Below are 25,494 nucleotides of genomic sequence, written 5' to 3' on the forward strand. Positions count from 1 at the left end.
CCGATCATGGATGCCCTCTCTGAAGACCTCGAACTCCTCCCCTCGACCCGGCGCGCGCTGAGCCACCGGATCGCCGTCGCGCAGAGCGAGGGCCGGGCCCCGTCCGTGGTGGCCGCGGTCGTGCGGGGCGGGGAAGTGGTCTGGGAGGGGTCGCGGACCTCGGTCGAGGGGCACGGCCCTGACGGGGACGTGCAGTACCGGGTGGGGTCGATCACGAAGACCTTCACGGCGGTCCTGGTGCTGCGGCTGCGGGACGAGGGGCTGCTGGCCCTCTCGGACCCGCTGGGCAAGCACCTGCCCGGGACCGGCGCCGACGAGGTGACCATCGCCCAGCTGCTGGCCCACACCGGCGGGCTGGCGGCCGAGACCCCCGGCGAATGGTGGGAGCGCACCCCGGGCGCACAGCGGCCCGGACTCGCCGACGTGCTCGGCGAGGAGCCGTTCAAGCACACGCCGGGGACGCGGCACCACTACTCCAACCCGGGTTACACCCTGCTGGGTTCGCTCGTCGAGGCGCTGCGCGGGAAGCCCTGGGAGGACGTGCTGCGCACCGAGGTCCTGGAGCCGCTGGGGCTGCACCGTACGAGTGGGCAGCCGCAGGCGCCGCACGCTGGCGGCTGGGCGGTGCACCCCTGGGCGGACGTGATGATGCCGGAGCCGGCGGAGGACCTGGGACTGATGGCTCCGGCCGGCCAGCTGTGGTCCACGACCCGCGACCTGGCACGGTTCGCCGTCCTGCTGATGCACGGCGACGAGCGGGTGCTGAGCGCGGAGAGCGTACGGGAGATGCGCACCGCGGTGGCGCCCCCGGAGCCCGGGCTCGCGGACGCCGGCTACGGGCTGGGGCTGCAGCTCGCGGACCAGCGCGGGCGCCGGCTGGCCGGGCACGGCGGTTCGCTCCCCGGGTTCGTCGCCGGGCTCTGGCTGAGTGAGGCGGACGACGTGGCCGCCGTGGTGCTGTCGAACTGCACCTCGGGTCTGCCGGCCTCGGGGGTGGCCACCGACCTGCTCGGGATCGTGGCGGACGCGGAACCCCGCTTCCCGACGCCGTGGCGGCCCTTCGCGGAGGCCGACCGGGTGCCGCTGGAGCTCTGCGGTGTCTGGTACTGGGGCACCGCACCCCATGGACTGCGACTGAAGTCGGACGGGTCGCTGGAGTTGGGCCCGGTGGGCGTGACGGGCCGGTCGGCCCGTTTCCGGGCCGGGAGCGACGGCACGTGGACGGGTCTGACGGGCTACTACGCGGGTGAGACCCTGCGGGCGGTACGACGGGAGGACGGCTCCGTGAGCCACCTCGACCTGGCCTCGTTCGTCTTCACGCGCGAGCCCTACGACCCCGGGGCCCCGGTGCCCGGCGGGGTGGACCCGCAGGGCTGGCGGGGCATCGGCTGACGTCAGAGCTGGAGCTTGAACCCCACGTGGGAGGGGGTGAAGCCGAGCCGCTCGTAGAAGCGGTGGGCATCGGTGCGGCTCACGTCCGAGGTGAGCTGTACCAGTTGGCAGTTCTCCTCGCGGGACCGGTCGACGGCCCACTCGATGAACCGCGTGCCCAGTCCGCTGCCGCGTTCGTCGGCGTGGATGCGGACTCCTTCGATGATCGAGCGGGTGGATCCCCTGCGGGACAGGCCCGGCACGAACGTCAGCTGGAGGGTGCCCACGACGCGCTCGCCGCGCACGGCGACCACGACGTGCTGGTGCGGGTCCTCGGTCAGCCGCTTGAGGGCCCTGGCGTACGGAGCCAGGTCGTCCGGGGACTCACGGGTGGCGCCGAGCGGATCGTCGGCGAGCATGGCGACGATGGCGGGCAGGTCCGCCTCGGTGGCGGGCCGGATGGTCAGCCCGGAAGGTTCGTTCATGGTCGGCTCTCCTCTGCTCAGCCGGCGGCGACGGTGAGGGGGGCCCAGCGACGGGTCCAGTCACCCGGCAGGCCGGGGATGTCCCTGGTCATGACCGCGTTGAAGGCGAGGGATTCCAGACCACGTTCCTTCAGCCAGGACACCAGCTCCTCGTGGCGCACGTCGACATCGGTGCGCAGGGGGCGGTCGGTGCTCGCGGCCAGGGCGGTCACCAGTGCCTGGGCGGTGGCGGTGTCCCGGGCGATCAGGGGGCCGACGACATGGGTCTCCATGTTGGGCCAGATGGCGGCGTATCCGATGAGCGTGCCGGAGTCGTCCTCGGCCACGAGCAGCCGGTCCGTGAAGGCGGGCAGGCGCGTGATCATGTGGGTCCGGTCGGTGCCGAACACCTCCGTGTCCAGTCGGATGATCCTGGGAAGGTCATCGGCGGTGGCCGGCCGGACCGGGACGGCGCCGGAGCCGGTCCGCTCGGGATCGGGCAGGAAGGGGCCGCGGAGCATCTCCGCACGGCCCGTGGTGTCGAAGCCGAGCTCTTCGTAGAGCGGGCGGCCGTAGGGAGTGGCGTGCAGGGTGAGCGGGACGCCGGCGAGGACCTCGTCGCAGATGTACCGCATGAGGCGGCGGCCCAGACCCTGGCGGGCGAACCGGTCGGCGACGAGGACCATGCCGATGGCGGCGAGGTCGGGTTCGTCCCGGTCGTCCCCGTAGGCGGTCACGACGCAGGCCGCGGCGAGGCCCTGCCCGTCGGGCGCGTCGATGCCGTATCCGGTGCCGGCCGTGAGGAGCAGCCCCCACTTGTGGTCCTCGCGCGGCCAGCCGCGGTCCTGGGACAGGTCGGCGCAATGGCGGAGATCGTCCGGGGCCAGCGCGCGGATCGGCAGATCGGTGAGCAGTGGTGGTGTCACCGGCCCAGAGTGGATCATCCGCTCCTCGGGCGTCCAGGGGATTCCGGTGGCCGACGGGTCGATGTTTCACGTGAAACACGGTGCTTCGCGCCAAAAGCAGAGGTTAGCCTCGACGGCTATGACGCTGCTGCACCTGTTCGATCTCGACGGAACCCTGATGTACGGCTCGGCCGCCCCGGTCGAGATCTCCCGGCAGCTCGGCCTGGAGGTCGAGATAGCCGAGCTGGAACGGGCCTTCGGCGCCCGTGAGATCGGCCCGCAGGAGTTCTCCACGGCTGCGCGCGAGATGTGGGCCGAGCTGACGCCCGCGCACGTCCGGGCGGCCTTCGACGGGGCCCCGTGGCTGATCGGGATCCGGGACGTCTGGCAGGAGATCCGCGAGCGCGGGGACTACTGCGCCGTGATCTCCCTGTCTCCCTCGTTCTTCGTCGAGCTGCTGTTGGAGTGGGGCGCGCACGCCGCGCACGGCTCGGTCTTCCCCGAGGTGCCCTTCACCCGGCCCGTCGACGTGACGGGGATCCTGACGCCGGAGGGCAAGCTGACGGTCGCGGACCGGCTGTGCGAGCGCTTCGGGGTGACCCGGGCCGACTGTGTGGCGTACGGGGACTCGATGACCGACGCGGTCCTCTTCGGGGCCCTGCCGCGGTCGGTGGCGGTGAACGCGCGCCCGCATCTGGTGGAGCGGGCCACCCATGTCTACGAGGGCCGTGACCTGCGGGAGGCATACCAGCTCCTGGGCGGGACGCGCCCGGGAGTCGCAGCATCTTAAGGGGATCGTGGGTTCGAAACGCGGTTTTTCCCCATTCCCCCGCGGTCCTCTCGGTCGGCTGGCACGCTGTGAAACCCGGAACCACGGATTCGAGGCCGTGGCGTGTGAGACCCGACCGAGATGCTCGAAGCGAGGCACCGCATGGACCTTCCGCCCACCAGATCGGCGAGACCGACGGGCCGGATACCTTCCGGGGGCGGTGCGACCGAACCCTCCCCGGACGCCGTCCTCATCCGTCGGACCCTTGCCGAGGTCGCTCCCGTCGCCGACAAGGTCACCTCTTATTTCTACGCCCTGGTCTTCACGGGCCATCCGCAGCTGCGGGAGATGTTCCCCGTGGCCATGGACGTCCAGCGCGACCGCCTGCTGAAGGCGCTGCTGACGGCAGCAGAGCACATCGACGACCCGGCGGTGCTCACCCCGTATCTGCGCCGGCTCGGCACCGGGCACCGCAAGTACGGCACCATGGCCGCCCACTACCCGGCGGTCGGGGAGGCGCTGATCGGTGCGCTGGCCCGGTACGCGGAGTTCACCTGGGGCCCGGAGGCGGAAGCCGCCTGGGTACGGGCGTACACCGCCATCTCCCAGATCATGATCGACGCGGCGGCGGAGGACGAGGTGCGGGCGCCGGCGTGGTGGCACGCCGAGGTGGTCTCCCACGACCTGCGCACCTCGGACATCGCGGTTCTGACGGTCCGTCCCGACCAGCCGTACCCGTTCCTCGCCGGCCAGTACACGAGCCTGGAGACCCCGTGGTGGCCGAGGGTCTGGCGGCACTACTCCTTCGCCTCGGCGCCGCGCGCCGACGGGCTGCTGTCCTTCCACGTCAAGGCGGTGCCGGCCGGCTGGGTCTCCAACGCCCTGGTGCGCCGTGCCCGCCCGGGGGACGTACTGCGGCTGGGCCCGCCTGCCGGGTCGATGGTGGTGGACCACAGCACCGACAACGGGATGCTGTGCCTGGGCGGGGGGACCGGCATCGCCCCGATCAAGGCGCTGATCGAGGACGTGGCCGAGCACGGCGAACGCCGGCCGGTGGAGGTCTTCTTCGGGGCGCGCAGCGATGACGACCTGTACGACAAGGACACCCTGCTGGGCCTGCAGCGTTCCCATCCGTGGCTGTCGGTGCGCCCCGTGATCGGGGAGGGCATGGCGGGCCAGCTGCCGCACGCGGTCGGCGAGAACGGGCCCTGGAGCTCGTACGACGCCTTCATCTCCGGGCCGCCCGCGATGATCCGCAGCGGTGTGGACGCGCTCAAGCGGATCGGGATCCCCGGGGAGCGCATCCGCTACGACGCGCTCGAGGAACTGGCGGGCGTCGCCGGCTGAGACCGGCACGGGCCCGCCCGCTCCCCCGGGTATTCAGCCCAGGTCGGGGGCGTGCATGGCGCGCACCCCCTCGATGTTGCCGTCGAGGTAGTGGCGCAGCGAGAGCGGGACGAGGTGGACCGCGGCGATGCCGACGCGACTGAAGGGCACGCGGACGATCTCGTACTCGCCCTGCGGATCGTTGACTTCGGGGCCGTGCCGGCGTTCGGGGTCCATCGATTCGAGGTGGCAGACGAAGAAGTGCTGCACCTTCACCCCGGTCACTCCCCCCGAGGCGATGTGCTCGACGGTGTCGACGAAGCAGGGCACCACATCGGTGATCTTGGCGCCGAGTTCCTCGTCGAGCTCTCTGTGGAGGGCGTCCACCACGGTGGCGTCGGAGGGTTCCACACCGCCGCCCGGGGTGACCCAGTACGGATCGACGCCGGGCTTGGTGCGCTTGATGAGGATCAGGTCGTCACCGTCGAGCAGGATCGCTCGGGCGGTGCGTTTGACCACGGGACGTTCGGTCATGGGAGAAGAGTGGCCCACGTCCGCGCTTCTGAAACGCGCCATCGTCCGAAACCCGAGGGGCTCACCAGTGCGCGGCGGCGCGCAGCAGGCGGTCATGGGCACGGGCCAGGTGGGCGAGGGCCAGACTGCCGGTCCGTACGACGAGGAACCAGGTGCGCAGCGGCGGTACGGAGGGCTCCAGCAGGGCGACGACCTGACCGCGGTCGAGGGCGTCCTGGCAGAGGTAGCGGGGCAGGACGGCGAGTCCGGCGCCGGCCCGGACGCACTCCAGCACGGCCCGCAGGTCGGGGGCCACGACGGTGGCGGCGGTGTCCGGGGCGGAGCCGGGTACGGCGTCGAACACGGCGGACCAGTAGCGGGTGACCAGCGGCAGGCTCTCGTGGACCTCGACGACCGGGATTCCGTCGAGGGCCTCGGGGCCCTTGGCGAGCAGTTCGCCCGGGTCGGCGAGGGCGGCCCAGTAGGGCGCGGCGACCAGCACCTGCTCCTCGTCGCAGAGGGCACCGGCCGTGAAGGGCCCGCCGCGCGGCCGGGCGGTGGTGACGACCAGGTCGTGCTGGCCGGCGGCGAGCCCGGCGAGGTTCTCCTCGGCGTCGGCCGCGAAGACCGTGCGCAGCGTCTGGCCGTGGCCGACGAGGGGCGCGAGGGCGGGCAGCACCCGCAGGGTCAGGAACTCGGGCGGCCCGGCGAGGTGCAGGGTGCGCAGGGCGCCGGCGGTCTGCCGCTCGGTCTCGGCGATCCGCAGCAGGGCGTCCAGGTGCGGGGCGGCCTTGTGGGCCAGTTCGTCGCCGACGGCGGTGGGCGTGACGCCGCGGGCCCGGCGGTGGAACAGGGGGCGGCCGAGCTGGCGCTCCAGGGTCCGGATCTGGGAGGTGACCGCGGGCTGGGACAGCCCGAGGAGCGTGGCGGCCCGGGTGAACGAGCCGGCCCGGTGCACGGCGACGAACGTGCGCAGCAGGGCCAGGTCCATGGCGGCCCCTCTCGGTGGGGGCCTTCAACTATAAATATGCCGATAGGTTCCTGTCGTTACCGTGATTGGACTCTGACGCTGAGTCAACTAGCCTTGTCGACGTGGTTCTTGCGGGCAGGAACCCGGTGCGGTCCGAGCCACCAGGGGGGAGGCTCGGACCGCTTGCCCCTGGCCTCAGGCCCCGGAATCCGCCTGGTTCAGGGCCCGGATCACGTCCGAGACCAGGTCACGGGGGTCCTCGGCGCCGGCGGAGAAACGGATGAAGCCCTCGGGCACGGCGTCTCCGCCCCAGCGTCCGCGCCGTTCGGCGGTGGACCGCACCCCACCGAAGCTCGTGGCGTCCTCGACCAGACGCAGGGCGGACATGAAGCGTTCCGCGTGCGCGCGGTCGGGCAGGGTGAAGGAGACCACCGACCCGAAGCCGCTCATCTGCCGGGCCGCCGTCTGGTGGGAGGGGTCCGAGGTGAGGCCCGGGTAACGCAGCCCGGTCACCTCGGTACGGCCGGCCAGTGCCTCGGCGACGGAGCGGGCGTTGGCCCACTGGCGTTCGGCCCGCAGCTGGATGGTGGCCAGGGAGCGGTGGGCGAGCCAGGCCTCCATCGGCCCGGGAACCGCTCCGACGATCTTGCGCCAGCGCCGGACGCCCGCGGCGAGCTCCGGGTCGCGGCAGGCGACGTAGCCGAGCAGCAGGTCGCCGTGGCCGGTGAGCCCCTTGGTGCCGCTGGCGACGGAGAAGTCCGCGCCCAGCTCCAGCGGGCGCTGCCCGAGCGGGGTGGCGAGGGTGTTGTCGACGGCGACCAGGGTGCCCGCCGTGTGCGCGGCGGCCACCAGACGGCGTACGTCGCACACGTCGAGCCCCGGGTTGGACGGGGTCTCGATCCACAGCAGCCGGGCCCCTTCGAGGACCGTGAGCTGTGCGTCCCCGCCGGTGGGCGCGGTGCGCACGTGGACCCCGTACGCCTCAAGCTGCTCGCGGACCAGGGGCAGCGCCTGGTAGCCGTCGTCGGGCAGGACGACGGTGTCCCCGGCGCGGGCCTGCGAGAGGAGGACGGCGGAGACCGCGGCCATGCCAGAGGCGAAGACGATCGTGTCCACGTCCTCGCGGCCGGGCGCCTCCAGTTCGCCGATCGCGCGTTCCAGCAGGGTCCAGGTGGGATTGGTGTCGCGACCGTAGGTGTACGGGCCCGTCACCTCGCCGGGGAGGTGGAAGTGGGCGGCGAAGACGGGTCCGGGCAGGGGCGGTTCGTTCTTGACGGGTTCGGGAAGCCCGGCGCGCACGGCTCGCGTGCCGTCGCCGTAGGAGGCCGCCGAGGCCGTCTCGCCGGCGGGGTGTCCGGTCACGGCTAGTCCTTGTCGGGCAGGGCCAGGTTCAGGGCCCAGGAGACGACGGAGATGATCAGCCCGCCGAGGACGGCGGTCCAGAAGCCGTCGACGTGGAAGCTGAGGTGGACCTGCTCGGCGACCCAGGAGGTCAGCAGCAGCATCAGGGCGTTCACGACGAGGGTGAACAGGCCCAGGGTGAGGATGAAGAGCGGGATGGAGAGCAGCTTCACCACGGGCTTGACGATGAGGTTGACCAGACCGAAGACGAGCGCGACCAGGATCAGCGTCAGCGCGCGGCGGCCCAGGCTGCTGCCGTCGTCGAGGGTGATGCCGGAGAGCAGCCAGATGGCGACGGCCAGGGCCCCCGCGTTGGCGAGCGTCTTGACTACGAAATTCGTCATGTGTCTGATCGTGGCAGAGAACATCCGGGCCGGGCATCGGCAGATCAGCGGATCCCGCGGCACCACTGGGCAACGGCAAGGGGCACAACGGACATGAAGGCCTTCCGGCTGGACGAGCTCGAAGCGGAACGAGCCGCCAACGACGGCGCCTACCTGCAGTTCCTGCGCGAGCGGAACATGTCGGTCGGGCTCTATTCGCTCGACGCCGGGCAGAGCGACCCGCAGCAGCCGCACCGTCAGGACGAGGTGTACTTCGTGGTGAGCGGCCGCGCCTCGATCACGGTCGGGGAGGAGACGACGACGGTGGCGAACGGCAGCGTCGTGTACGTCCCGGCGGGGGTGCCGCACAAGTTCCACCACATCACCGAACCGCTCAAGGTGCTGGTGGTCTTCTCCCCGCCCGAGGGCTGAGCGCCCCGGCGCTCTGAGGGTCGTCCCCCCCGATCCCCCTAGGGGGCGGGTCAGGGGGTTCCGGGGGCTCGCGGGCCCCCGGTCCGTCCTTCCGGCTCCTAAGCTCGTGACCAAGGAAGAAGCCAGGGACACCGGCGAGGACGAGGAAGAGGTAAGGACATGGACGGGATCCGAGCGATGTTCGCGGGCACGCCGTGGTGGGTCAAGTGGGTCGCCGTTCCGCTGCTGGCGCTCTTCGTCTTCGGCGGCATCATCACCACGATCATCGGCACGCTGATCGGCTTCGCCTTCAAGGTGCTCCTGTTCGCGGCCCTGGTCGGCGGTCTGATCTTCGTGGTCAAGAAGTTCACGGGCAGCGGGGCGAAGAGCTCCTCCAGCGACTGGTAGGCCGCCACGCCCCCGGCGTACGGCATTGCGCCAGGCGGGCGAACCTGGACCGCCAAACTGCTCATCCTGTGGCAATCGGTGGATAGGCTGGCAATCCGTGCCGTTCCTGGGCGCCGGCGGGCCCCCGGGCCCGCCGCCACGCCTGGGGGTGAGCTTTGTCTCCGGTCCACAATGCCGGTGTACCGACGCTGATCGGATCGGTGCAGAGGGCGCTGCGGCTGCTGGAAGCGGCGGGCTCCCATAGTGGGGGAGCCCCGGCGAAACAGCTGGCGCGCGAGGCCGGGCTCCCGCTCCCCACCGCGTACCACCTGCTGCGCACCCTGACGCACGAGGGCTATCTGCGCCGCGAGGGCGGGGTGTTCGTCCTCGGCGACGCGGCCGCCAGGCTGGGGCAGGGGGGACTTCAGCAGAAACGTCGCAGCATGATCCTCGACTCGCTCGCGCACTTCCGCGACGCGGTCGGGGCCCCCGTCTACTTCGCGGTCTACCGCGAGGGAGAGATCGAGGTCGTCGGCGTCTCGGACACCCCGGCGAACCCGGCCTGCGAGGAGTGGGCCGATTTCCGTGCCACCGCGCACGCGCACGCCATCGGCCAGTGCCTGCTGGGGCAGTTGGACGAGGAGACGCGCAGGGACTACTACGACCGTCATCCGGTCGAGGGCATCACGCCGTACACCGTGCGGGACATGCGCACGCTGGAGGAGCGGATCGGCTCCCTGGGACGGATGCAGCCGGTGACCGAGCGTCAGGAGTACGCCCTGGGCACGGTGTGCGCGGCCATTCCGATCACGGCCGGCGACACCGCCGCGACGATGGCCATTTCTCTACCTGTGCACCAGGAATCTCGCTTGCTCTGTGTAGTCGATCGACTACGGAGTGAAGTAGGCGCGCTGTTGAGCACCCTCTCCTTCTCTATCAGTATCTGAAAACTCACTCCTTGTGATCCGTCGGCGCTTCCACCACCCTTGTCAAGACGGCCCTGAGGGATCATTCCTGGCCACTTCCACTACAGCGGGGTAGGCAATGCGCGAGTCGGTACAGGCAGAGGTCATGATGAGCTTCCTCGTTTCCGAGGAGCTCGCGTTCCGGATCCCGGTGGAACTCCGGTACGACGCCCGTGACCCCTACGCCGTACGCCTGACCTTCCACCTTCCCGGAGACGCCCCTGTGACCTGGGCTTTCGGCCGGGAGCTGCTGCTCGACGGGATCAACGGGCCGTGCGGCGACGGCGACGTGCACATCGCCCCCACCGAACCCGGAGAGCTCTCCGACGTCCACATCCGGCTCCAGGTCGGAGGCGACCGGGCCCTGTTCCGGGCCGGTGCGGCACCACTCGTCGCCTTCCTCGACCGGACCGACCGGATCGTTCCGCTCGGCCAGGAGCGCAGCCTCGGCGCCTTCGAGGAGACCCTTGACGAGGAACTCGACAGGATCCTCGCCGAGGCGCAGCGGCAGAACGAGCAGAGCGCGGGCTGAACGTCCCCTCCTCGGAGGCCGTTCCCGCACCCCTCAGCGCTTGCGCCGCCGGCCCCGGCCGCCGCGGGCCGCCGGCACGGCCGCTGCGGGACCGGACCGGTCGGCGGACACCACCAGCGCGGCCAGTGCCGTGGTCACGGGGACCGATGCGACGAGCCCGATCGATCCCACGAGGGTGCGGACGATCTCCTCCGCCACCAGCTCGCTGTTGGCCACGGTACCCATGCTGCTGTTCGCGATGGAGAACAGCAGCAGCAAGGGCAGCGCCGCGCCCGCGTAGGCCAGTACCAGGGTGTTGACCACGGACGCGATGTGGTCGCGGCCGATCCGGATGGCCGCTCGGTACAGGGCGCGAGGGCCCATCTTCGAGTCCGCCTGGTGGAGTTCCCAGACGGCCGACGTCTGGGTGACCGTCACGTCGTCGAGGACGCCGAGCGATCCGATGATCACGCCTGCGAGCAGCAAACCGCTCATGTCGATGTCCGGGTAGAGCCCGTGGATCAGCCCGGTGTTGTCGTCCGTGTTCCCGCTCAGGAAGGCCCAGTCGATGAACAGCGAGCCCAGCAGCCCGATGAGCAACAGGGAGACCAGGGTGCCGAGGACGGCGACCGAAGTGCGGGCGGTCAGGCCGTGGCACATGTAGAGGGCTATCAGCATGATCGCGCTAGCCCCGACGACCGCGACGACCAGGGGGTTCGAGCCCTGGAGGATCGCCGGCAGGATGAACAGGGTCAGCACCCCGAAACTGACCACGAGTGCGATGAGCGCGAAGAGCCCCCGCATCCGGCCGACGACGACCACCGCGACCGCGAAGATGCCCGCCAGCAGGGCCGTCGGGAACTTCCGGTTCAGGTCGATCACGGAGTACTGGAGGTCACGCGGCGCGTCTGGGGCGTAGGCGACGACCACCTCCTGGCCCTTCTCCAACTGCCGCGGCGCACCGGGCTGGACGATCTCGAAGAAGACGCGGCCCTTGTCCGGCCCGGTGCCCACCTCGACGGTGGCCCGCTTGCAGGCGCCGCCGGGTGCGGACTGCGACTCGGGGGCCGCGGGCTTGCCGCCAGGGGGAACCTGAGCGGCGTTGACCGACTTGCAGTCGATGTCGGCCAGGGCGACCACCTTGCCCTGCTGGGTCTGGCGGTCGAAGCCCACGCCGGTGCGCTCGTGTGCGGGGGCGCCGCCGGGCCACAGGACCACCAGACCGACGAAGACGGCGGCGGCGAAGGGGATCAGCACGGCGGAGATCACCCTGCGCAGGTGCTTGGACACAGGGGCCGCCGGTCCGTGCCCGTGGCTGTGCCCATGCCCATGCCCATGCCCGTGGCCGGGTGAGCCCCCGGCCGCCTGCCCGTGGGAGGCGTGCTCGTGGCCGGTGTGGTCACCGGTCTCTGTGGGCTCGGAGGGAAGGTGCGGCAAGGTCGTCACCGGCCGATCATCGCAAGAGATGAGGGGGCCCACTGTTCAGCACGCCACAGATGACGCTAGCGTGGGGGCTACTTTGCACAACGCGGGAGCTCGGAGCACCGGGCTGAGAGGGCGCTGATCACCGTACGCGCGGACATTGCGTACGGGAAGAGGCTGCGTCGACCGCCGAACCTGTTACCGGGTAATGCCGGCGTAGGGAGATCAGGTCTCATGACCATTCAGGACGCACGCACGCCTGCCGTCAGCCAGGACGCCGACGGCCAGACCGAGCGCCAGCCCGGCTGGCACAAGGGATACCTGGCGGGTTCCCGCCCCGACATCCGGGTGCCGGTCCGCCAGGTCCACCTCACCAACGGCAAGGACGTCACGCTCTACGACACGTCCGGTCCGTACACCGACCCGCAGATCGAGACGGACGTGCGCCGCGGCCTGCCGCCGCTGCGCGAGAACTGGATCATCGGCCGGGGCGACACCGAGGAGTACGCGGGCCGCCCCGTGCGCCCCGAGGACGACGGGATCAAGCACACGTCGCCCCGCGGTGGCCTCAAGAACCTCGACGCCGTCTTCCCCGGCCGCCCGCGCCTGCCGCGCCGCGGCCGCGGTGGCCAGGCCGTCACGCAGCTCGCGTACGCCCGTCGCGGCGAGATCACCCCGGAGATGGAGTACGTCGCGATCCGCGAGAACGTCTCCCCGGAGGTCGTCCGTGAGGAGATCGCCGCCGGCCGTGCGGTGCTCCCGGCCAACGTGAACCACCCGGAGATCGAGCCGATGATCATCGGCAAGCGGTTCCTGGTGAAGGTCAACGCCAACATCGGCAACTCGGCCGTCACCTCCTCCATCGAGGAGGAGGTCGACAAGATGACCTGGGCCACCAAGTGGGGCGCGGACACGGTCATGGACCTCTCGACCGGCCGCAACATCCACACCACGCGTGAGTGGGTCCTGCGCAACTCGCCCGTCCCGATCGGCACCGTGCCGCTCTACCAGGCGCTGGAGAAGGTCGACGGCCGGGCCGAGGACCTGACCTGGGAGATCTACAAGGACACGGTCATCGAGCAGGCCGAGCAGGGCGTCGACTACATGACGGTCCACGCCGGCGTGCTGCTGCCGTACGTCCCGCTGACGGCCCGCCGCAAGACCGGCATCGTCTCGCGCGGCGGCTCGATCATGGCCGCGTGGTGCCTGGCGCACCACAAGGAGAACTTCCTCTACACGAACTTCGAGGAGCTCTGCGAGATCCTCGCGACGTACGACGTCACGTACTCGCTGGGCGACGGCCTGCGCCCCGGCTCCATCGCGGACGCCAACGACGCCGCACAGTTCGCGGAGCTGAAGACGCTGGGCGAGCTGAACACGATCGCCAAGCGGCACAACGTGCAGACGATGATCGAGGGCCCGGGCCACGTCCCGATGCACAAGATCAAGGAGAACATCGACCTTCAGCAGGAGATCTGCGAGGAGGCGCCGTTCTACACGCTCGGCCCGCTCACCACGGACGTCGCCCCCGCGTACGACCACATCACCTCGGGCATCGGCGCCGCGATGATCGCCTGGTGGGGCACGGCGATGCTCTGCTACGTGACGCCCAAGGAGCACCTGGGCCTGCCCAACCGCGACGACGTGAAGACCGGCGTCATCACCTACAAGATCGCGGCACACGCGGCGGACCTGGCCAAGGGGCACCCGGGTGCCCAGGAGTGGGACGACGCCCTCTCGGACGCGCGGTTCGAGTTCCGCTGGGAGGACCAGTTCAACCTGGCCCTCGACCCGGACACGGCCCGGGAGTTCCACGACGAGACGCTCCCGGCCGAGCCGGCCAAGACCGCGCACTTCTGCTCCATGTGCGGTCCGAAGTTCTGCTCGATGAAGATCTCCCAGGACATCCGCCGTGAGCACGGCGGTGATCTGAAGGCCGAGGAGATCGAGGCGGGTATGGCGGAGAAGTCCGCCGAGTTCGCGGCGTCGGGCAACCGCGTCTACAACCGCGTCTACCTGCCGCTGGCTGACTGATCCGGCCGGACTGCGGGCTAGGCCGAAGCCGGCGATGTTTCACGTGAAACGGTTGGTTTCACGTGAAACGTCGCCGGGCCCAACTTGCTCCGTGCGAAGTCCCGGTTCTCCAGGACGCGCTTGCGGTGTTCGTCGGGCATCTTGCCCTCGGTCAGCAGGCGTTCGCAGCACTCCAGCGACTCGCGGTATTCGCCGACCCAGTAGGCGGCGATGGCGAGTTCGTCGAGGGCGCGCCACTCGTGCCAGGCGTACTCCACGAACAGGATGTCCTTCGGGTAGGGGATCCGGACGGCCTCCTTGGCGAACATGTAGGCCAGCGGCCAGCGCTCCTCCACCCGGCAGAGTCCCGCCAGGTCCCCGATCGCCTCGGCGCGCGAGGGCCTGGTCTCGAAGGCCCGGAGGTAGCGGTCCATCACCTCGGCAGTGGGCCGGCCCAGGCTCGCGGCGGCCCGCGCGGCGTAGACCCGGGCCAGGTAGGTCTCCTCGTAGAAGCCGACCATGGTCGCCCTGCGGTCGTAGGCGGCGAGGGACTTCTCCTGCTCCCCCGCGTCGCGCCAGCTCTGCCCGAGATAGAACATGTAGCGGGCGTTCTCGGGTTCCTTCAGCAGGCCCTGTTCGAGGATCGCCGCGTCACGCAGGTACTTCTGCCGCTGGCCGCCTTCCCGGAGCCGGGCGCCTCCGCCGATGCTGAGGATGTGGACGCCGTCGAGCGTTCCGAGGCTGTAGTCGCCGCCGCAGTCGATGTACTCGTGGAGCACGCCGACGTACCGCCAGGGCAGACGGGTGGAGACGAGTGCCGCCCGGTAGTGGATGATCGGGCCGTCGTGCAGGGCGATCCGGTACGCGTCAAGGGTCAGCTCCGGCATCCGGAACTCGGCCTCCACCTCCATGGCATCGTCGGCGTCGATGAACAGCAGGTACTCGGCGCTGTCACGGGCGAGTTCGATCGCTTCGGTCCGGCTGCCGTCGAAGCCTCTCCACGGGCGTTCGTAGAGGGTGCCGGGGATGTCGCCGAAGCAGTCCCGGATCACGTCCTGGGTGCCGTCCGTCGAGCCGGTGTCCACGATCACCCAGGTGTCGATCAGAGGGCGTACCGAATCGAGGCACTTCCGGATGGTGGGGGCCTCGTCCTTGACGATCATGTTCAGACAGACTTTTGGTCTCACGGGTCCCGTCCGCTGGTGTGGGCCGTACGTTCTCGCGGCCGGCCGGGTCGGATGGATCGTCGGGGACTCTAGGGAGCGGGCGCGGGGTGCCGGAGGGCGGCACGCCGGGAAAGTCCGAGTTGGCCCGATTGGCGGCATGGGGTCAGCCAAGGCGCTGATAGTAGGAATGCCATCAGACGGAGAGGCTCGACCCGCGACCGGAGCCGGACGGACGTCAGTCCGGCCGGTGTTCCGGGCCGCCGAAATCGGGGCTCGTGAAGTCCGGGCTGGAGTAGCCGGGCCGGGAGCCGGGCGTGCCGTCGGACGGGCTGCTGAAGTCGGGCCGGGTGTATCCCAGGTGGGGGATGCGCCCGGCCCCCGGTGTACGCGGCACCGGATAGCCCGTCCCGGCGGTCGGATCGGCCAGCGCGTCACGCAGGAACGGCATGATGCCCCGCTCCAGCAGTGCATTGCGCCAGGCCTCCCGGGCCCGCGCGAGCTCGTCGGGTATCGGCAGGCTCTCCTCCGCGGCCACCTCCGTGGAACTGTTGCGAAGGGCCGCCACCAGCAGCGAGACCACCGCGAAGACCAGCGCGACCACGGTGAGCCCGCCGAAGAGCCAACCCGCCGTCAGCATCGTCCGTGCGAAGGCCGGTTCGGGGTCGATCGCCTTCAGGCTGTAGCCCACCAGCAGGAAGATGAGCATGGCGGTGCCCGCCAGCACCGGGGCGAGGACGGCCACCACGGCGCTCACGCCCGCGCCACCGCCGTCCCCCTGCCCGTCGCCGTCCTCGGCGGCCTCCTCGTCGGTGCTGCCGCGGCCCGTCAGGGCCTCGTCACGCAGTTCCTCCCGGACCTTCACGTAGTGGGCGTACTCGGCGGCCGCGGCGGCGGTCAGCAGGGCGATGGCGCTCAGGGCCATGGTGCGCAGCTGTTCGGCGTTCAGCCGTTCGCCGAGGGCGGCGAGTTCGGGCCGTTCGTCCGCCGTGCGCAGCGCCTCGTCGAGGAGACGGTCGAACTCGGGTCGGTCTTCGGTGAGCAGGTGCGGACCGCTGGTCATGTGCATCCCCCGATGCTCCGTGCGGAGCCGGTTTGCCCGCGTAGAACCGGGCGCCGACCCAGAACGGAGGAGAGCCTGCTACGGACAGGGCGATGGTAGAGCGCCCCGGCCATGGGGTGACAGGGACTTTCGGGAAATACCCCGCTCAGTGAACGCTCAGTCGCGCAGCGGCAGTTGTTGGACCAGCAGTTTGCCCGCCATCGTCACGCCGCCGTCCATCGCGATGGCCAACCCGTCCGCATATACGTGCGGTCCGTCGACGGCCTCCGGTCCGTGTGCGTCGTCGCCGTCCTCCGTGCCCACCTCGCCGAGCAGGTACGGGATGGGGCTGTGGCCGTGGACGACGCGGCTGCCGCCGTAGGTGGCCAGCAGCTGGCGCACGGCCTGCGGGCCCGTCTCCTCGTCGCGGAAGGCGAAGCGCTTGGTGAACTTCCGGAACAGGTCCCAGGTGGTGTCGGCGTCGTTGCGGTTGAGCAGCTCGTGGATGGTGTCGTTGACGTCCTCGATGGAGTCGCCGTAGTCCAGGTAGGCCGTCGTGTCGGAGTGCAGCAGCAGGTGGCCGTCCGCCAGGGTGGCCGCGTCGAGCCGGGACATCCACTGCAGGTGGACGTCCTCCAGGCGCTCCATGTCGGCGCGCTGGCCGCCGTTGAGCAGCCAGGCGGCCTGGAAGGTGGCGGTACCGGCGCCGGAGTTCACGGGGGTGTCGCCGAACCGCTTCGCGCCGATGAGCAGCAGCTCGTGATTGCCCATCAGGGCCTTGCAGTAGCCTCCGGCCGCGGCGGCCTCGGCGGACAGCCGCATGACGAGGTCGATCACGCCGATGCCGTCGGGGCCGCGGTCGGTGAAGTCGCCGAGGAACCAGATCCGCGCGTTGCCGGCGGACCAGTGGCAGTCGGCGTCGATGAGGTTCTGCGCCTGGAGCTCGTGGATGAGCTCGTCGAGGTAGCCGTGCACGTCCCCGACGACGTAGAGGGGGCCGGGGCCGGTGCCCGGAGCCTCCTGGGGGACGTAGTGCACCTGGACGGTGTCCCCGGGCCCGCCCGTCGCGCCGCGCCCGATGACGGGCAGGTCGCGCTGGGTGGGCGTGTAGCCGTCGAGGTCGTCCTCGGGCCCGGCGGCGGGGAACTCGGGGTGCGCGGTGTCGGCCGCGCGCTGCTGCGGGACGGTCTCCGGCGTGTAGTACGCGGGGTACTCGCCGTACACGGGCGTCTCGCCGGGCAGACCGGCGGACACGGCGTACGGCGCGGGTTCGTTGACCGGCACCCGGAAGTCCCGCAGCGTGTCCGTCCGCATCGCGGGTCCCTGACCGGCCCCCTGAGTCATCGACCCCTCCACCACCGTCGCGCTGCCGTACACCTGCGGACCCTGCTCACCTCTGGGGCGGAGGGTCCGTGATGTCGTGCGCCCATCATAGGAATGCGGCTCGCGCTCTGTGACGCACCAGGGGTGGTGAATCCTGGGCGGAACCAAACCTTCCTGCCGTTTTGGCCCGATATAGGGGTTGTTGAAATCATCGGCGGGGCCGTCGGTCCCGCCGATAACGGCGCTCGGGGGTCAGTCCTGGGAGGGCGATCGCGGTGGGCTGACGGTGGTGCGGCGGGTTCTGCGCTGCGAGGACGTACGGATGATCAGCTCGGTCGGGACGACCTGTTCGACGGGGCGTCCCGTGTCGACCCCCTCGATCGCGTCGATCAGCAGCTGCACGACGGCGGTGCCGATGCGGCGCGGCTTGAGGGAGAGCGTGGTGATGGGCGGCTCGGTGTTCGCGTAGACGGTGGACTCGCTGCAGCAGACCAGGAGCAGGTCCTCGGGGACCCGCAGCCCGTAGCGCCTGGCGGCGGCGAGCAGGTCGGTGCCGTTCGGGTCGAAGAGTCCGTACACGGCGTCGGGGCGGTCGGGCCGGGCCAGGAGGCGGTCGGCGGCGACGGCGCCCGCGCAGGGGTCGTGGGCGGGGTAGGACTCGTACACCGGGTCCTGGCCCACGCGCTCGCACCAGCTGAGGTAGGCGGTCGTGGAGAGCCGGGTGTAGGTGTCGGTGGTGGTGCCGGTCAGCAGCCCGATACGGCGGGCCCCTGCGGCGGCGAGGTGGTCGAGCAGCCCCAGTACGGCGGCTTCGTGGTCGTTGTCGACCCAGGCGGTGACGGGGAGGGTGCCGGCGGGCCGGCCGTCGGAGACCACGGGAAGGCCCTGGCGGACGAGCTCGCTGACGACCGGGTCGTGGTCCGAAGGGTCGATGACGACGGTGCCGTCGAGGGCCACGTTGGACCAGACGTCGTGCCGTGAGGTGGCCGGGAGGATGACGAGGGCGTAGCCGCGGGCGAGGGCGGCGGAGGTGGCCGCCCTCGCCATCTCGGCGAAGTAGGCGAATTCGGTGAAGGTGAAAGGTTCATCCCCGTACGTCGTCACGGTCAGGCCGATGAGACCCGACTTGCCGGTACGGAGGGTGCGGGCGGCGGCGGAGGGGCGGTAGCCCAGCCGGTCGGCCACCTCGCGGACGTGGCGGCGGGTGGCGTCCGGCAGCCTCCCCTTGCCATTGAGCGCGTCGGAGACGGTTGTGATGGACACGCCCGCCGCGGCGGCCACGTCCCTGATGCCGGCGCGGCCCTGTCGGCCGCCGACCCGCCGGGTGGTCTCGGCCCGGCTCACGTGATGCTTCCCTGCTGCTGTCATGGCGAGCCGATAGTAGGGCTCGGAGGGGAGGGCGGTTCAGGTGCATATGCACGGGTTGACAGGCACGATTCTGCTTGGTTCGCCACCCCCAATGACCTTGGAATTGAAGGTATTTGGCGATTCAGGCCAAAGGTGGGGCCTGTCGGCGGGTACGAGCATGCCAAAACGTGGCGACCCCGGGCCGGTCGCAACTCACCTGCACGAGGGACGCGCGCCACGGCGCAGGCCACCGGCGCGCGCATATATGCGCGCGCTCCCCCTGTGTTCCTGGCGCCCGCCATTCTCGGATCGGCGGAATCCTCATAAGGTGAGCAGTATTGAGTCGACGGAGACGTCGACGGGACGGTCGAGGAGGACCTGCGGTGAGCGAGAAGAGCCCGAAGCTGCGCGCCGAGCTGGACGGCATCCCCACCTACAAGCCCGGCAAGCCCGCCGCCGAGGGCGGGGCCGTTGCTTTCAAGCTGTCCTCGAACGAGAACCCCTACCCGCCGCTGCCGGGCGTCCTGGAGACGGCGGTCGCGGCCGCCGGCCGCTTCAACCGCTACCCGGACATGGCATGCACCGGCCTCGTGAACGAGCTGGCGGAACGCTTCGGCGTCCCCGCCGAGCACATCGCCACGGGCACCGGTTCGGTGGGCGTGGCCCAGTCGCTGATCCAGTCCACGGCCGGACCGGGCGACGAGGTCATCTACGCCTGGCGGTCCTTCGAGGCCTACCCGATCATCACGCAGATCTCGGGCGCGAAGTCCGTGCAGGTTCCCCTGACCGACGGGGACGTCCACGACCTGGACGCGATGGCCGCGGCGATCACCGACCGGACGCGGCTGATCTTCGTTTGCAATCCCAACAACCCGACGGGCACCGCCGTGCGCCGTGCCGAGCTGGAGCGGTTCCTCGATCGCGTGCCCTCCGACGTCCTGGTGGTGCTGGACGAGGCCTACCGCGAGTTCGTCCGCGACACCGACGTGCCGGACGGCATCGAGCTGTACCGCAACCGTCCCAACGTCGCCGTGCTGCGTACGTTCTCCAAGGCCTACGGCCTGGCCGGCCTGCGCGTCGGCTTCGCGGTGGCGCACGAGCCGGTCGCGGCGGCGCTGCGCAAGACGGCCGTGCCCTTCGGCGTCAGCCAGCTGGCGCAGGACGCGGCGGTCGCATCGCTGCGCGCCGAGGACGAGCTGATGGGCCGGGTCGGGGCGCTCGTGTGCGAGCGCAACCGGGTGCACGAGACGCTGCTGGCCCAGGGCTGGACGGTTCCGGACACGCAGGCCAACTTCGTCTGGATGCGTCTGGGGGAGCGGACCGCCGAGTTCGCGGCGGCCTGCGAGAAGGCCGGTGTGGTGGTCCGGCCCTTCGCGGGCGAGGGCCTTCGGGTCACGATCGGTGAGACCGAGGCGAACGACCTCTTCCTGCACACGGCGGAGGCCTTCTTCAAGGAGCTGTAGGGCTTCAGGGAGCTGTGAGGCTGTGAAGCGGTACCCGTAACGGAGCCGCGGTCGTCAGACCAGTTCCACACGGATGGGGTCGCCGTCACGGACGGTGGCCAGGAGGCGGGGGTCGCCGTCGAACGAGCCGAGTACGTTGCAGGGGCTCGCCAGGCGGCTCTCGCCTCCGCGTGAGATGGGCGTGGGGCCGTAGGGGAGTGCGAGGGCGTCGCCCTCGGTCCAGAAGGCGACGGTGCCGGGCTCCACGACCTGCCGGGCGTCGTGCTCCAGATCCACGGAGACGCCCGTGTCGAAGTAGACCTCCTCGCCCCAGGTGTTCGCGGAAGCGGAGATCGGGAGGGCCGCGGCCAGAGCCTTGCTGGTCGGGGTCTCGTCGAGGGTTGCGGTGAGCAGGCCCGCAGGCCATGAGATTCGAATCTGCATGGCCATATTCAACAATCTGTTGAATTCCTTGGCTAGGGGTCCGGCCTGGCGAGGTCGCCAAAGGGGACCCCGCTCGTTTCCGGCCACGGCCAGTAGGACATAATGCTTGTGAATGTGAACGCGTTCACAAGCGTGTCCTGCTTCCTCCCGCTTTGGGGGGAACCCGCCAGGCAGACTGCCCGCTGTGACCACGGCGACGACAAGGAGAAGACGACGTGGACCTAGCTTTGGCGCCTGAGACATTGGCGCGCTGGCAGTTCGGCATCACCACCGTCTACCACTTCCTCTTCGTTCCACTCACGATCTCGCTCGCCGCGCTGACCGCCGGCCTGCAGACCGCCTGGGTGCGTACCGAGAAGGAGAAATACCTCAGAGCCACGAAGTTCTGGGGCAAGCTTTTCTTGATCAATATCGCGATGGGCGTTGTCACCGGCATCGTCCAGGAGTTCCAGTTCGGCATGAACTGGTCGGACTACTCGCGGTTCGTGGGCGACATCTTCGGGGCGCCGCTGGCCTTCGAAGCGCTGATCGCCTTCTTCTTCGAGTCGACCTTCATCGGCCTTTGGATCTTCGGCTGGGACAAGCTGCCCAAGAAGATCCACCTGGCCTGCATCTGGATGGTCTCACTCGGCACCGTGCTCTCCGCCTACTTCATCCTCGCGGCGAACTCGTGGATGCAGCACCCGGTCGGCTACCGCATGAACGAGGAGCGGGGCCGGGCCGAGCTCACCGACTTCTGGCGCGTCCTCACCCAGGACACCGCGCTCACCCAGTTCTTCCACACCATCACGGCCGCCTTCCTGGTCGGCGGCGCCTTCATGGTGGGCATCTCCGCCTTCCACCTCGCGCGCAAGAAGCACATCCCCGTGATGCGCAGCTCGCTGCGGGTCGGCCTGGTCGTCATGATCATCGCCGGTATGGGCACCGCACTGAGCGGGGACATGCTCGGCAAGGTGATGTTCAAGCAGCAGCCCATGAAGATGGCCGCTGCCGAGGCCCTCTGGGACGGTGAGGCCCCCGCGCCCTTCTCCGTCTTCGCCTACGGCGACGTCGACAAGGGCCACAACAAGGTGGCCATAGAGATCCCGGGCTTGCTGTCGTTCCTCGCGAACAACGACTTCGACTCCTTCGTCCCGGGCATCAACGACGTCAACAAGGCCGAGCAGGAGAAGTTCGGCCCCGGCGACTACCGGCCCAACATCCCCGTCGCCTACTGGGGCTTCCGCTGGATGATCGGCTTCGGCATGGCCTCCCTCGGCATCGGCGTGCTGGGACTGTGGCTGACCCGCAAGCGGTTCCTGCTGCCGCCCGGCCTGCGCACCGGAGAGGACGAGGTCCCCCATCTCGTCCTCTTCAAGAAGGCGCTCAGCCCGAAGTTCTCGCAGCTGTACTGGCTCGTCGCGCTCTGGACCATGTGCTTCCCGCTGCTCGCCAACTCCTGGGGCTGGATCTTCACCGAGATGGGCCGCCAGCCGTGGGTGGTCTACGGCGTGCTGCGCACCCGGGACGCGGTCTCGCCGAACGTGTCACAGGGCGAGGTGCTCACCTCGATGATCGGCTTCACCCTGCTCTACGCGGTGCTCGCCGTGATCGAGGTCAGGCTGATGGTCAAGTACGTCAAGGCCGGCCCGCCGGAGCTGACGGAGGCCGACCTCAACCCGCCCACCAAGGTCGGCGGGGACGACAAGAACGCCGACCGGCCGATGGCCTTCTCGTACTGAGGCAGGGAGGAGCACACCATGCAGCTTCACGACGTCTGGTTCGTACTCATCGCCGTCCTGTGGATCGGCTACTTCTTCCTGGAGGGCTTCGACTTCGGCATCGGCGTACTCACCAAGCTCCTCGCGCGCGACCGCGCCGAGAAGCGGGTCCTGATCAACACCATCGGTCCCGTCTGGGACGGCAACGAGGTCTGGCTGCTCACCGCGGGCGGCGCCACCTTCGCCGCCTTCCCGGAGTGGTACGCCACCCTCTTCTCCGGCTTCTACCTGCCGCTGCTGCTCATCCTGATCTGCCTGATCATCCGCGGCGTGGCCTTCGAGTACCGGCACAAGCGGTCCGAGGACCGGTGGCAGACCAACTGGGAACACGCCATCTTCTGGACCTCGCTGATCCCCGCCTTCCTCTGGGGCGTGGCCTTCGCCAACATCGTGCGCGGAGTGAAGATCGACCAGCACCTGGAGTACGTCGGAAGCCTCTTCGACCTGCTCAACGTGTACTCGCTCCTGGGCGGGCTGGTCACCCTCACCCTGTTCACCTTCCACGGTGCGGTGTTCGCCTCGCTCAAGACCGTCGGTGACATCCGGGACCGCTCGCGGGCTCTGGCCACCCGGTTGGGTGTGGTGACGGCCGTACTGGCCCTGGCCTTCCTCATCTGGACCCAGGTCTCGCGCGGTGACGGCGGCAGCCTGATCGCCATGGTCGTCGCCGTGGCCGCTCTGGTCGCGGCCATCGGTTTCAACCTGGCGGGCCGGGAGGGCTGGTCGTTCGCCCTGTCCGGGATCACCATCGCGGCGGCCGTCGCGATGCTCTTCCTGACGCTGTTCCCGAACGTCATGCCGTCCTCGCTGAACGAGGCGTGGAACCTCACCGTCACCAACGCCTCGTCCACCCCGTACACCCTGAAGATCATGACCTGGTGCGCCGGTGTGGCGGCTCCGCTGGTGATGCTCTACCAGGGCTGGACCTACTGGGTGTTCCGCAAGCGAATCGGTACGCAGCACATCGCCGACGCGCACTGATCCGCGCGCGTCACCCCGCCCGACCCTGCCGAGGGGATGTTTCACGTGAAACCGATCGACCCGCGCCTGCTCCGGTACGCCCGTTCCACCCGCCTCTTCCTGGGGGCTGTGGTGGCCCTCGGGCTGGCCGGGGCGGGGCTGGTCGTCGGCCAGGCGATGCTGATCGCCGAGATCGTGGTCGGTGCCTTCGAGCGGGGTCTCGACGCGGGAGCGCTCCGGACGCCTCTGCTGCTGCTCGCGGCAGTGGCGCTCGGGCGCGCTCTGGTCGCCTGGCTCACCGAGCTGGCCGCGCACCGGGCCGGCGCGGCGGTCAAGTCGGAGCTGCGCGGCCGGCTCCTGGACCGGGCCGCCGACCTGGGGCCCGGCTGGCTCGGCGGGCAGCGGACCGGCTCCCTGGTGTCCCTGGCCACTCGCGGAGTGGACGCCCTCGACGACTACTTCTCCCGCTACCTGCCCCAACTGGGGCTCGCCGTGGTGGTGCCGGCGGCGGTCCTCGCCCGGATCGTCACCGAGGACTGGGTGTCGGCGGCCATCATCGTCGTCACCCTTCCGCTGATCCCGCTGTTCATGATCCTCATCGGCATGGCCACCCAGAGCCGGATGGACCGCCAGTGGCGGCTCCTGTCCCGGCTGTCGGGACACTTCCTCGACGTGGTGGCGGGGCTCCCGACCCTGAAGGTCTTCGGCCGGGCCAAGGCACAGGCCGAATCGATCCGCAGGATCACCGACGAATACCGCCAGGCCACGATGCGCACCCTGCGCATCGCCTTCCTGTCCTCCTTCGCCCTCGAACTGCTCGCCACCCTGTCGGTGGCCCTCGTCGCGGTGACGATCGGCATGCGGCTGGTGCACGGTGAACTGGACCTGTACACGGGCCTCGTCATCCTGATCCTCGCGCCGGAGGCCTATCTGCCGCTGCGCCAGGTCGGAGCCCAGTACCACGCGGCCGCCGAGGGACTGGCCGCCGCCGAGGAGATCTTCACCGTCCTCGAGACCCCTGCCCCCGGGCCGGGCGCCGGGGCCACAGTGCCCGCCGCCGGACCCGTGATCGAGCTCGACGCGGTCGAGGTCCGCCACGAGGGGCGCGCCGCCGCCTCCCCGGGGCCGGTGTCCCTCGTCGTCGGGCCGGGCGAGTGCGTGGCCCTCACCGGCCCGAGCGGGGCGGGCAAGTCCACCCTGCTGAACGTGCTGCTCGGATTCGTCAGGCCGACCTCCGGCCGTGTACGGATCGGCGGCACGGACCTGGCCGAGCTCTCCCTCGAACAGTGGCGGGAGCGGATCGCCTGGGTGCCGCAGCGGCCGCACCTGTTCGCCGGAACCATCGCCGAGAACGTCCGCTTGGCCCGGCCCGCGGCCGCCGACGACGCGGTGGAGGCGGCGCTGCGCGATGCCGGGGCCTGGGAGTTCGTCTCCGCCCTGCCGCGCGGGACGCAGACCCTGCTCGGTGAGGGCGGCGCCGGCCTGTCCGCCGGACAGCGCCAGCGGCTGGCCCTGGCGCGGGCCTTCCTCGCGGACCGGCCGGTGCTCCTGCTGGACGAGCCGACGGCGGCTCTGGACGGCGAGACCGAAGCCGCCGTCGTGGACGCCGTGCGGCGTCTGGCGGCCGGGCGGACCGTACTCCTCGTGGTGCACCGTCCTGCGCTGCTCGCCGTCGCCGACCGGGTGGTGGCGGTGGGCGAAGGCGTCACGGACGACGCCGCGCAGAGCGGGCTTCCGGTCCCGGCCGCCCCCGGGGCCGCCCCACGCACGCCGGCGGGAATGTCCGAGCCCGGGGAGTGGATCCTCGGAACCGCCCGGGAACGGTCCGGCGGCGGAAGCACGGAGTCGGGCGGCGGCGATCCGCTGCGCCGGGTGCGGGCCGTGGCGGCGGCCTGGCAGGGGCGGTTCCGGCTGGGTCTGCTGCTCGGGGCGCTGGCCGTCGGGTGCAGCGTCGGGCTGATGGCCGTGTCCGGGTGGCTGATCTCCCGGGCGTCCGAGCAGCCGCCCGTGCTCTACCTGATGGTGGCCGTCACGGCGACCCGGGCCTTCGGGCTCGGACGGGCCGTCTTCCGCTACGCCGAGCGCCTGGTGTCGCACGATGCCGTCCTGCGGATGCTCGCCGACCTGCGGGTCGCGGTGTACCGGCGGCTGGAGCGGATCGCGCCCGCCGGACTGCGCGAGCAGCGGCGCGGGGACCTGCTCTCCCGGCTGGTGGCCGACGCCGACGCCCTCCAGGACTACTGCTGTCTCTTATACACATCT

General features: G+C 70.4%; 24 protein-coding genes. 12 read left to right on the top strand and 12 right to left on the bottom strand.

Annotated elements, in window-relative coordinates; genetic code table 11:
* Positions 1-6 precede the first annotated feature (6 nt).
* Positions 7-1,392: a serine hydrolase domain-containing protein gene (locus VR44_RS01005; protein WP_045945400.1), complete on the top strand. Its 1,386-nt coding sequence runs from the start codon at positions 7-9 to the stop codon at positions 1,390-1,392.
* Positions 1,393-1,394: 2 nt separating this feature from the next.
* On the opposite strand, the gene VR44_RS01010 is transcribed toward VR44_RS01005, so the two are convergent.
* Positions 1,395-1,856, bottom strand: a complete 462-nt coding sequence (locus tag VR44_RS01010) for a GNAT family N-acetyltransferase (protein WP_045945401.1) — start codon at positions 1,854-1,856, stop codon at positions 1,395-1,397.
* 17 nt (positions 1,857-1,873) lie between these two features.
* A complete protein-coding gene (locus VR44_RS01015; protein ID WP_094191348.1) occupies positions 1,874-2,761 on the bottom strand; it encodes a GNAT family N-acetyltransferase in 888 nt (295 codons plus the stop codon).
* A 118-nt stretch (positions 2,762-2,879) separates the two neighbouring features.
* Here VR44_RS01015 and VR44_RS01020 point away from each other — a divergent pair, with 118 nt between their 5' ends.
* Positions 2,880-3,530 carry an HAD family hydrolase gene (locus VR44_RS01020; protein WP_045945403.1) on the top strand — a complete coding sequence of 217 codons (651 nt, stop codon included), beginning with the start codon at positions 2,880-2,882 and terminating at the stop codon, positions 3,528-3,530.
* Positions 3,531-3,650: 120 nt separating this feature from the next.
* Positions 3,651-4,856: a globin domain-containing protein gene (locus VR44_RS01025; RefSeq protein WP_094191349.1), complete on the top strand. Its 1,206-nt coding sequence runs from the start codon at positions 3,651-3,653 to the stop codon at positions 4,854-4,856.
* Positions 4,857-4,889: 33 nt separating this feature from the next.
* Here VR44_RS01025 and VR44_RS01030 read toward each other — a convergent pair whose 3' ends face one another.
* From VR44_RS01030 to VR44_RS01045, 4 genes are all read right to left on the bottom strand, one after another.
* A complete protein-coding gene (locus VR44_RS01030) occupies positions 4,890-5,369 on the bottom strand; it encodes an NUDIX hydrolase (RefSeq protein ID WP_045945404.1) in 480 nt (159 codons plus the stop codon).
* A gap of 61 nt (positions 5,370-5,430) precedes the next feature.
* On the bottom strand, positions 5,431-6,339 hold the full coding sequence (locus VR44_RS01035; protein ID WP_045945405.1) for a LysR family transcriptional regulator: 909 nt from the start codon (positions 6,337-6,339) through the stop codon (positions 5,431-5,433).
* Between the two features lie 174 nt (positions 6,340-6,513).
* Entirely contained in the window at positions 6,514-7,680 is a 1,167-nt protein-coding gene (locus tag VR44_RS01040) for a cystathionine gamma-lyase (protein WP_045945406.1), read from the bottom strand.
* Between the two features lie 2 nt (positions 7,681-7,682).
* Entirely contained in the window at positions 7,683-8,063 is a 381-nt protein-coding gene (locus VR44_RS01045; protein ID WP_045945407.1) for a phage holin family protein, read from the bottom strand.
* Positions 8,064-8,156: 93 nt separating this feature from the next.
* On the opposite strand from VR44_RS01045, the gene VR44_RS01050 reads away from it, so the two are divergent.
* The 4 genes from VR44_RS01050 (at position 8,157) to VR44_RS01065 (ending at position 10,337) form a co-directional block, all read left to right on the top strand.
* A complete protein-coding gene (locus VR44_RS01050; RefSeq protein WP_045945408.1) occupies positions 8,157-8,474 on the top strand; it encodes a cupin domain-containing protein in 318 nt (105 codons plus the stop codon).
* 168 nt (positions 8,475-8,642) lie between these two features.
* Positions 8,643-8,861 carry a DUF5326 family protein gene (locus VR44_RS01055; protein WP_045945421.1) on the top strand — a complete coding sequence of 73 codons (219 nt, stop codon included), beginning with the start codon at positions 8,643-8,645 and terminating at the stop codon, positions 8,859-8,861.
* Between the two features lie 200 nt (positions 8,862-9,061).
* On the top strand, positions 9,062-9,787 hold the full coding sequence (locus tag VR44_RS01060; protein WP_045945409.1) for an IclR family transcriptional regulator: 726 nt from the start codon (positions 9,062-9,064) through the stop codon (positions 9,785-9,787).
* Between the two features lie 97 nt (positions 9,788-9,884).
* Positions 9,885-10,337, top strand: a complete 453-nt coding sequence (locus tag VR44_RS01065) for an SsgA family sporulation/cell division regulator (RefSeq protein ID WP_045945410.1) — start codon at positions 9,885-9,887, stop codon at positions 10,335-10,337.
* A gap of 33 nt (positions 10,338-10,370) precedes the next feature.
* Here the strand turns inward: VR44_RS01065 and VR44_RS01070 are convergent, their stop codons facing one another.
* A complete protein-coding gene (locus tag VR44_RS01070; protein WP_045945411.1) occupies positions 10,371-11,795 on the bottom strand; it encodes a YibE/F family protein in 1,425 nt (474 codons plus the stop codon).
* 177 nt (positions 11,796-11,972) lie between these two features.
* On the opposite strand from VR44_RS01070, the gene thiC reads away from it, so the two are divergent.
* On the top strand, positions 11,973-13,772 hold the full coding sequence (gene thiC / locus VR44_RS01075) for a phosphomethylpyrimidine synthase ThiC (RefSeq protein WP_045945412.1): 1,800 nt from the start codon (positions 11,973-11,975) through the stop codon (positions 13,770-13,772).
* Positions 13,773-13,789: 17 nt separating this feature from the next.
* Here thiC and VR44_RS01080 read toward each other — a convergent pair whose 3' ends face one another.
* The 4 genes from VR44_RS01080 to VR44_RS01095 form a co-directional block, all read right to left on the bottom strand.
* A complete protein-coding gene (locus tag VR44_RS01080) occupies positions 13,790-14,914 on the bottom strand; it encodes a glycosyltransferase (RefSeq protein WP_052713405.1) in 1,125 nt (374 codons plus the stop codon).
* Between the two features lie 238 nt (positions 14,915-15,152).
* The gene (locus VR44_RS01085) at positions 15,153-15,983 is read right to left on the bottom strand and encodes a membrane protein (RefSeq protein ID WP_045945413.1); all 831 of its coding nucleotides are present in this window, start codon (positions 15,981-15,983) and stop codon (positions 15,153-15,155) included.
* Positions 15,984-16,133: 150 nt separating this feature from the next.
* Positions 16,134-17,315 carry a metallophosphoesterase gene (locus VR44_RS01090; RefSeq protein WP_045945423.1) on the bottom strand — a complete coding sequence of 394 codons (1,182 nt, stop codon included), beginning with the start codon at positions 17,313-17,315 and terminating at the stop codon, positions 16,134-16,136.
* A 216-nt stretch (positions 17,316-17,531) separates the two neighbouring features.
* On the bottom strand, positions 17,532-18,647 hold the full coding sequence (locus VR44_RS01095; protein ID WP_045945414.1) for a LacI family DNA-binding transcriptional regulator: 1,116 nt from the start codon (positions 18,645-18,647) through the stop codon (positions 17,532-17,534).
* A 362-nt stretch (positions 18,648-19,009) separates the two neighbouring features.
* On the opposite strand from VR44_RS01095, the gene hisC reads away from it, so the two are divergent.
* On the top strand, positions 19,010-20,089 hold the full coding sequence (gene hisC / locus VR44_RS01100; protein WP_045945415.1) for a histidinol-phosphate transaminase: 1,080 nt from the start codon (positions 19,010-19,012) through the stop codon (positions 20,087-20,089).
* A 54-nt stretch (positions 20,090-20,143) separates the two neighbouring features.
* Here the strand turns inward: hisC and VR44_RS01105 are convergent, their stop codons facing one another.
* Entirely contained in the window at positions 20,144-20,512 is a 369-nt protein-coding gene (locus VR44_RS01105; protein WP_045945424.1) for a cyclophilin-like fold protein, read from the bottom strand.
* A gap of 215 nt (positions 20,513-20,727) precedes the next feature.
* Here VR44_RS01105 and VR44_RS01110 point away from each other — a divergent pair, with 215 nt between their 5' ends.
* The 3 genes from VR44_RS01110 to cydD all read left to right on the top strand — a co-directional run.
* Positions 20,728-22,233: a cytochrome ubiquinol oxidase subunit I gene (locus VR44_RS01110; protein ID WP_045945416.1), complete on the top strand. Its 1,506-nt coding sequence runs from the start codon at positions 20,728-20,730 to the stop codon at positions 22,231-22,233.
* Positions 22,234-22,251: 18 nt separating this feature from the next.
* Positions 22,252-23,253: a cytochrome d ubiquinol oxidase subunit II gene (gene cydB, locus VR44_RS01115; RefSeq protein ID WP_045945417.1), complete on the top strand. Its 1,002-nt coding sequence runs from the start codon at positions 22,252-22,254 to the stop codon at positions 23,251-23,253.
* 45 nt (positions 23,254-23,298) lie between these two features.
* The coding region (cydD, locus tag VR44_RS01120; RefSeq protein WP_045945418.1) for a thiol reductant ABC exporter subunit CydD at positions 23,299-25,494 on the top strand (2,196 nt) is incomplete at its 3' end.

It is taken from the genome of Streptomyces katrae, from assembly GCF_000966975.1.
Classification (GTDB): domain Bacteria; phylum Actinomycetota; class Actinomycetes; order Streptomycetales; family Streptomycetaceae; genus Streptomyces; species Streptomyces katrae.

Bases quoted from the DNA above. Each gene is read 5' to 3' on its own strand.
- VR44_RS01085 (WP_045945413.1), bottom strand. From the start codon at position 15,983: ATGCACATGACCAGCGGTCCGCACCTGCTCACCGAAGACCGACCCGAG.
- VR44_RS01045 (WP_045945407.1), bottom strand. From the start codon at position 8,063: ATGACGAATTTCGTAGTCAAGACGCTCGCCAACGCGGGGGCCCTGGCC.
- VR44_RS01020 (WP_045945403.1), top strand. From the start codon at position 2,880: ATGACGCTGCTGCACCTGTTCGATCTCGACGGAACCCTGATGTACGGC.
- VR44_RS01035 (WP_045945405.1), bottom strand. From the start codon at position 6,339: ATGGACCTGGCCCTGCTGCGCACGTTCGTCGCCGTGCACCGGGCCGGC.
- VR44_RS01065 (WP_045945410.1), top strand. From the start codon at position 9,885: ATGCGCGAGTCGGTACAGGCAGAGGTCATGATGAGCTTCCTCGTTTCC.
- VR44_RS01080 (WP_052713405.1), bottom strand. From the start codon at position 14,914: ATGATCGTCAAGGACGAGGCCCCCACCATCCGGAAGTGCCTCGATTCG.
- VR44_RS01030 (WP_045945404.1), bottom strand. From the start codon at position 5,369: ATGACCGAACGTCCCGTGGTCAAACGCACCGCCCGAGCGATCCTGCTC.
- VR44_RS01050 (WP_045945408.1), top strand. From the start codon at position 8,157: ATGAAGGCCTTCCGGCTGGACGAGCTCGAAGCGGAACGAGCCGCCAAC.
- VR44_RS01025 (WP_094191349.1), top strand. From the start codon at position 3,651: ATGCTCGAAGCGAGGCACCGCATGGACCTTCCGCCCACCAGATCGGCG.
- VR44_RS01005 (WP_045945400.1), top strand. From the start codon at position 7: ATGGATGCCCTCTCTGAAGACCTCGAACTCCTCCCCTCGACCCGGCGC.
- VR44_RS01095 (WP_045945414.1), bottom strand. From the start codon at position 18,647: ATGACAGCAGCAGGGAAGCATCACGTGAGCCGGGCCGAGACCACCCGG.
- VR44_RS01010 (WP_045945401.1), bottom strand. From the start codon at position 1,856: ATGAACGAACCTTCCGGGCTGACCATCCGGCCCGCCACCGAGGCGGAC.
- VR44_RS01105 (WP_045945424.1), bottom strand. From the start codon at position 20,512: ATGCAGATTCGAATCTCATGGCCTGCGGGCCTGCTCACCGCAACCCTC.
- thiC (WP_045945412.1), top strand. From the start codon at position 11,973: ATGACCATTCAGGACGCACGCACGCCTGCCGTCAGCCAGGACGCCGAC.
- cydB (WP_045945417.1), top strand. From the start codon at position 22,252: ATGCAGCTTCACGACGTCTGGTTCGTACTCATCGCCGTCCTGTGGATC.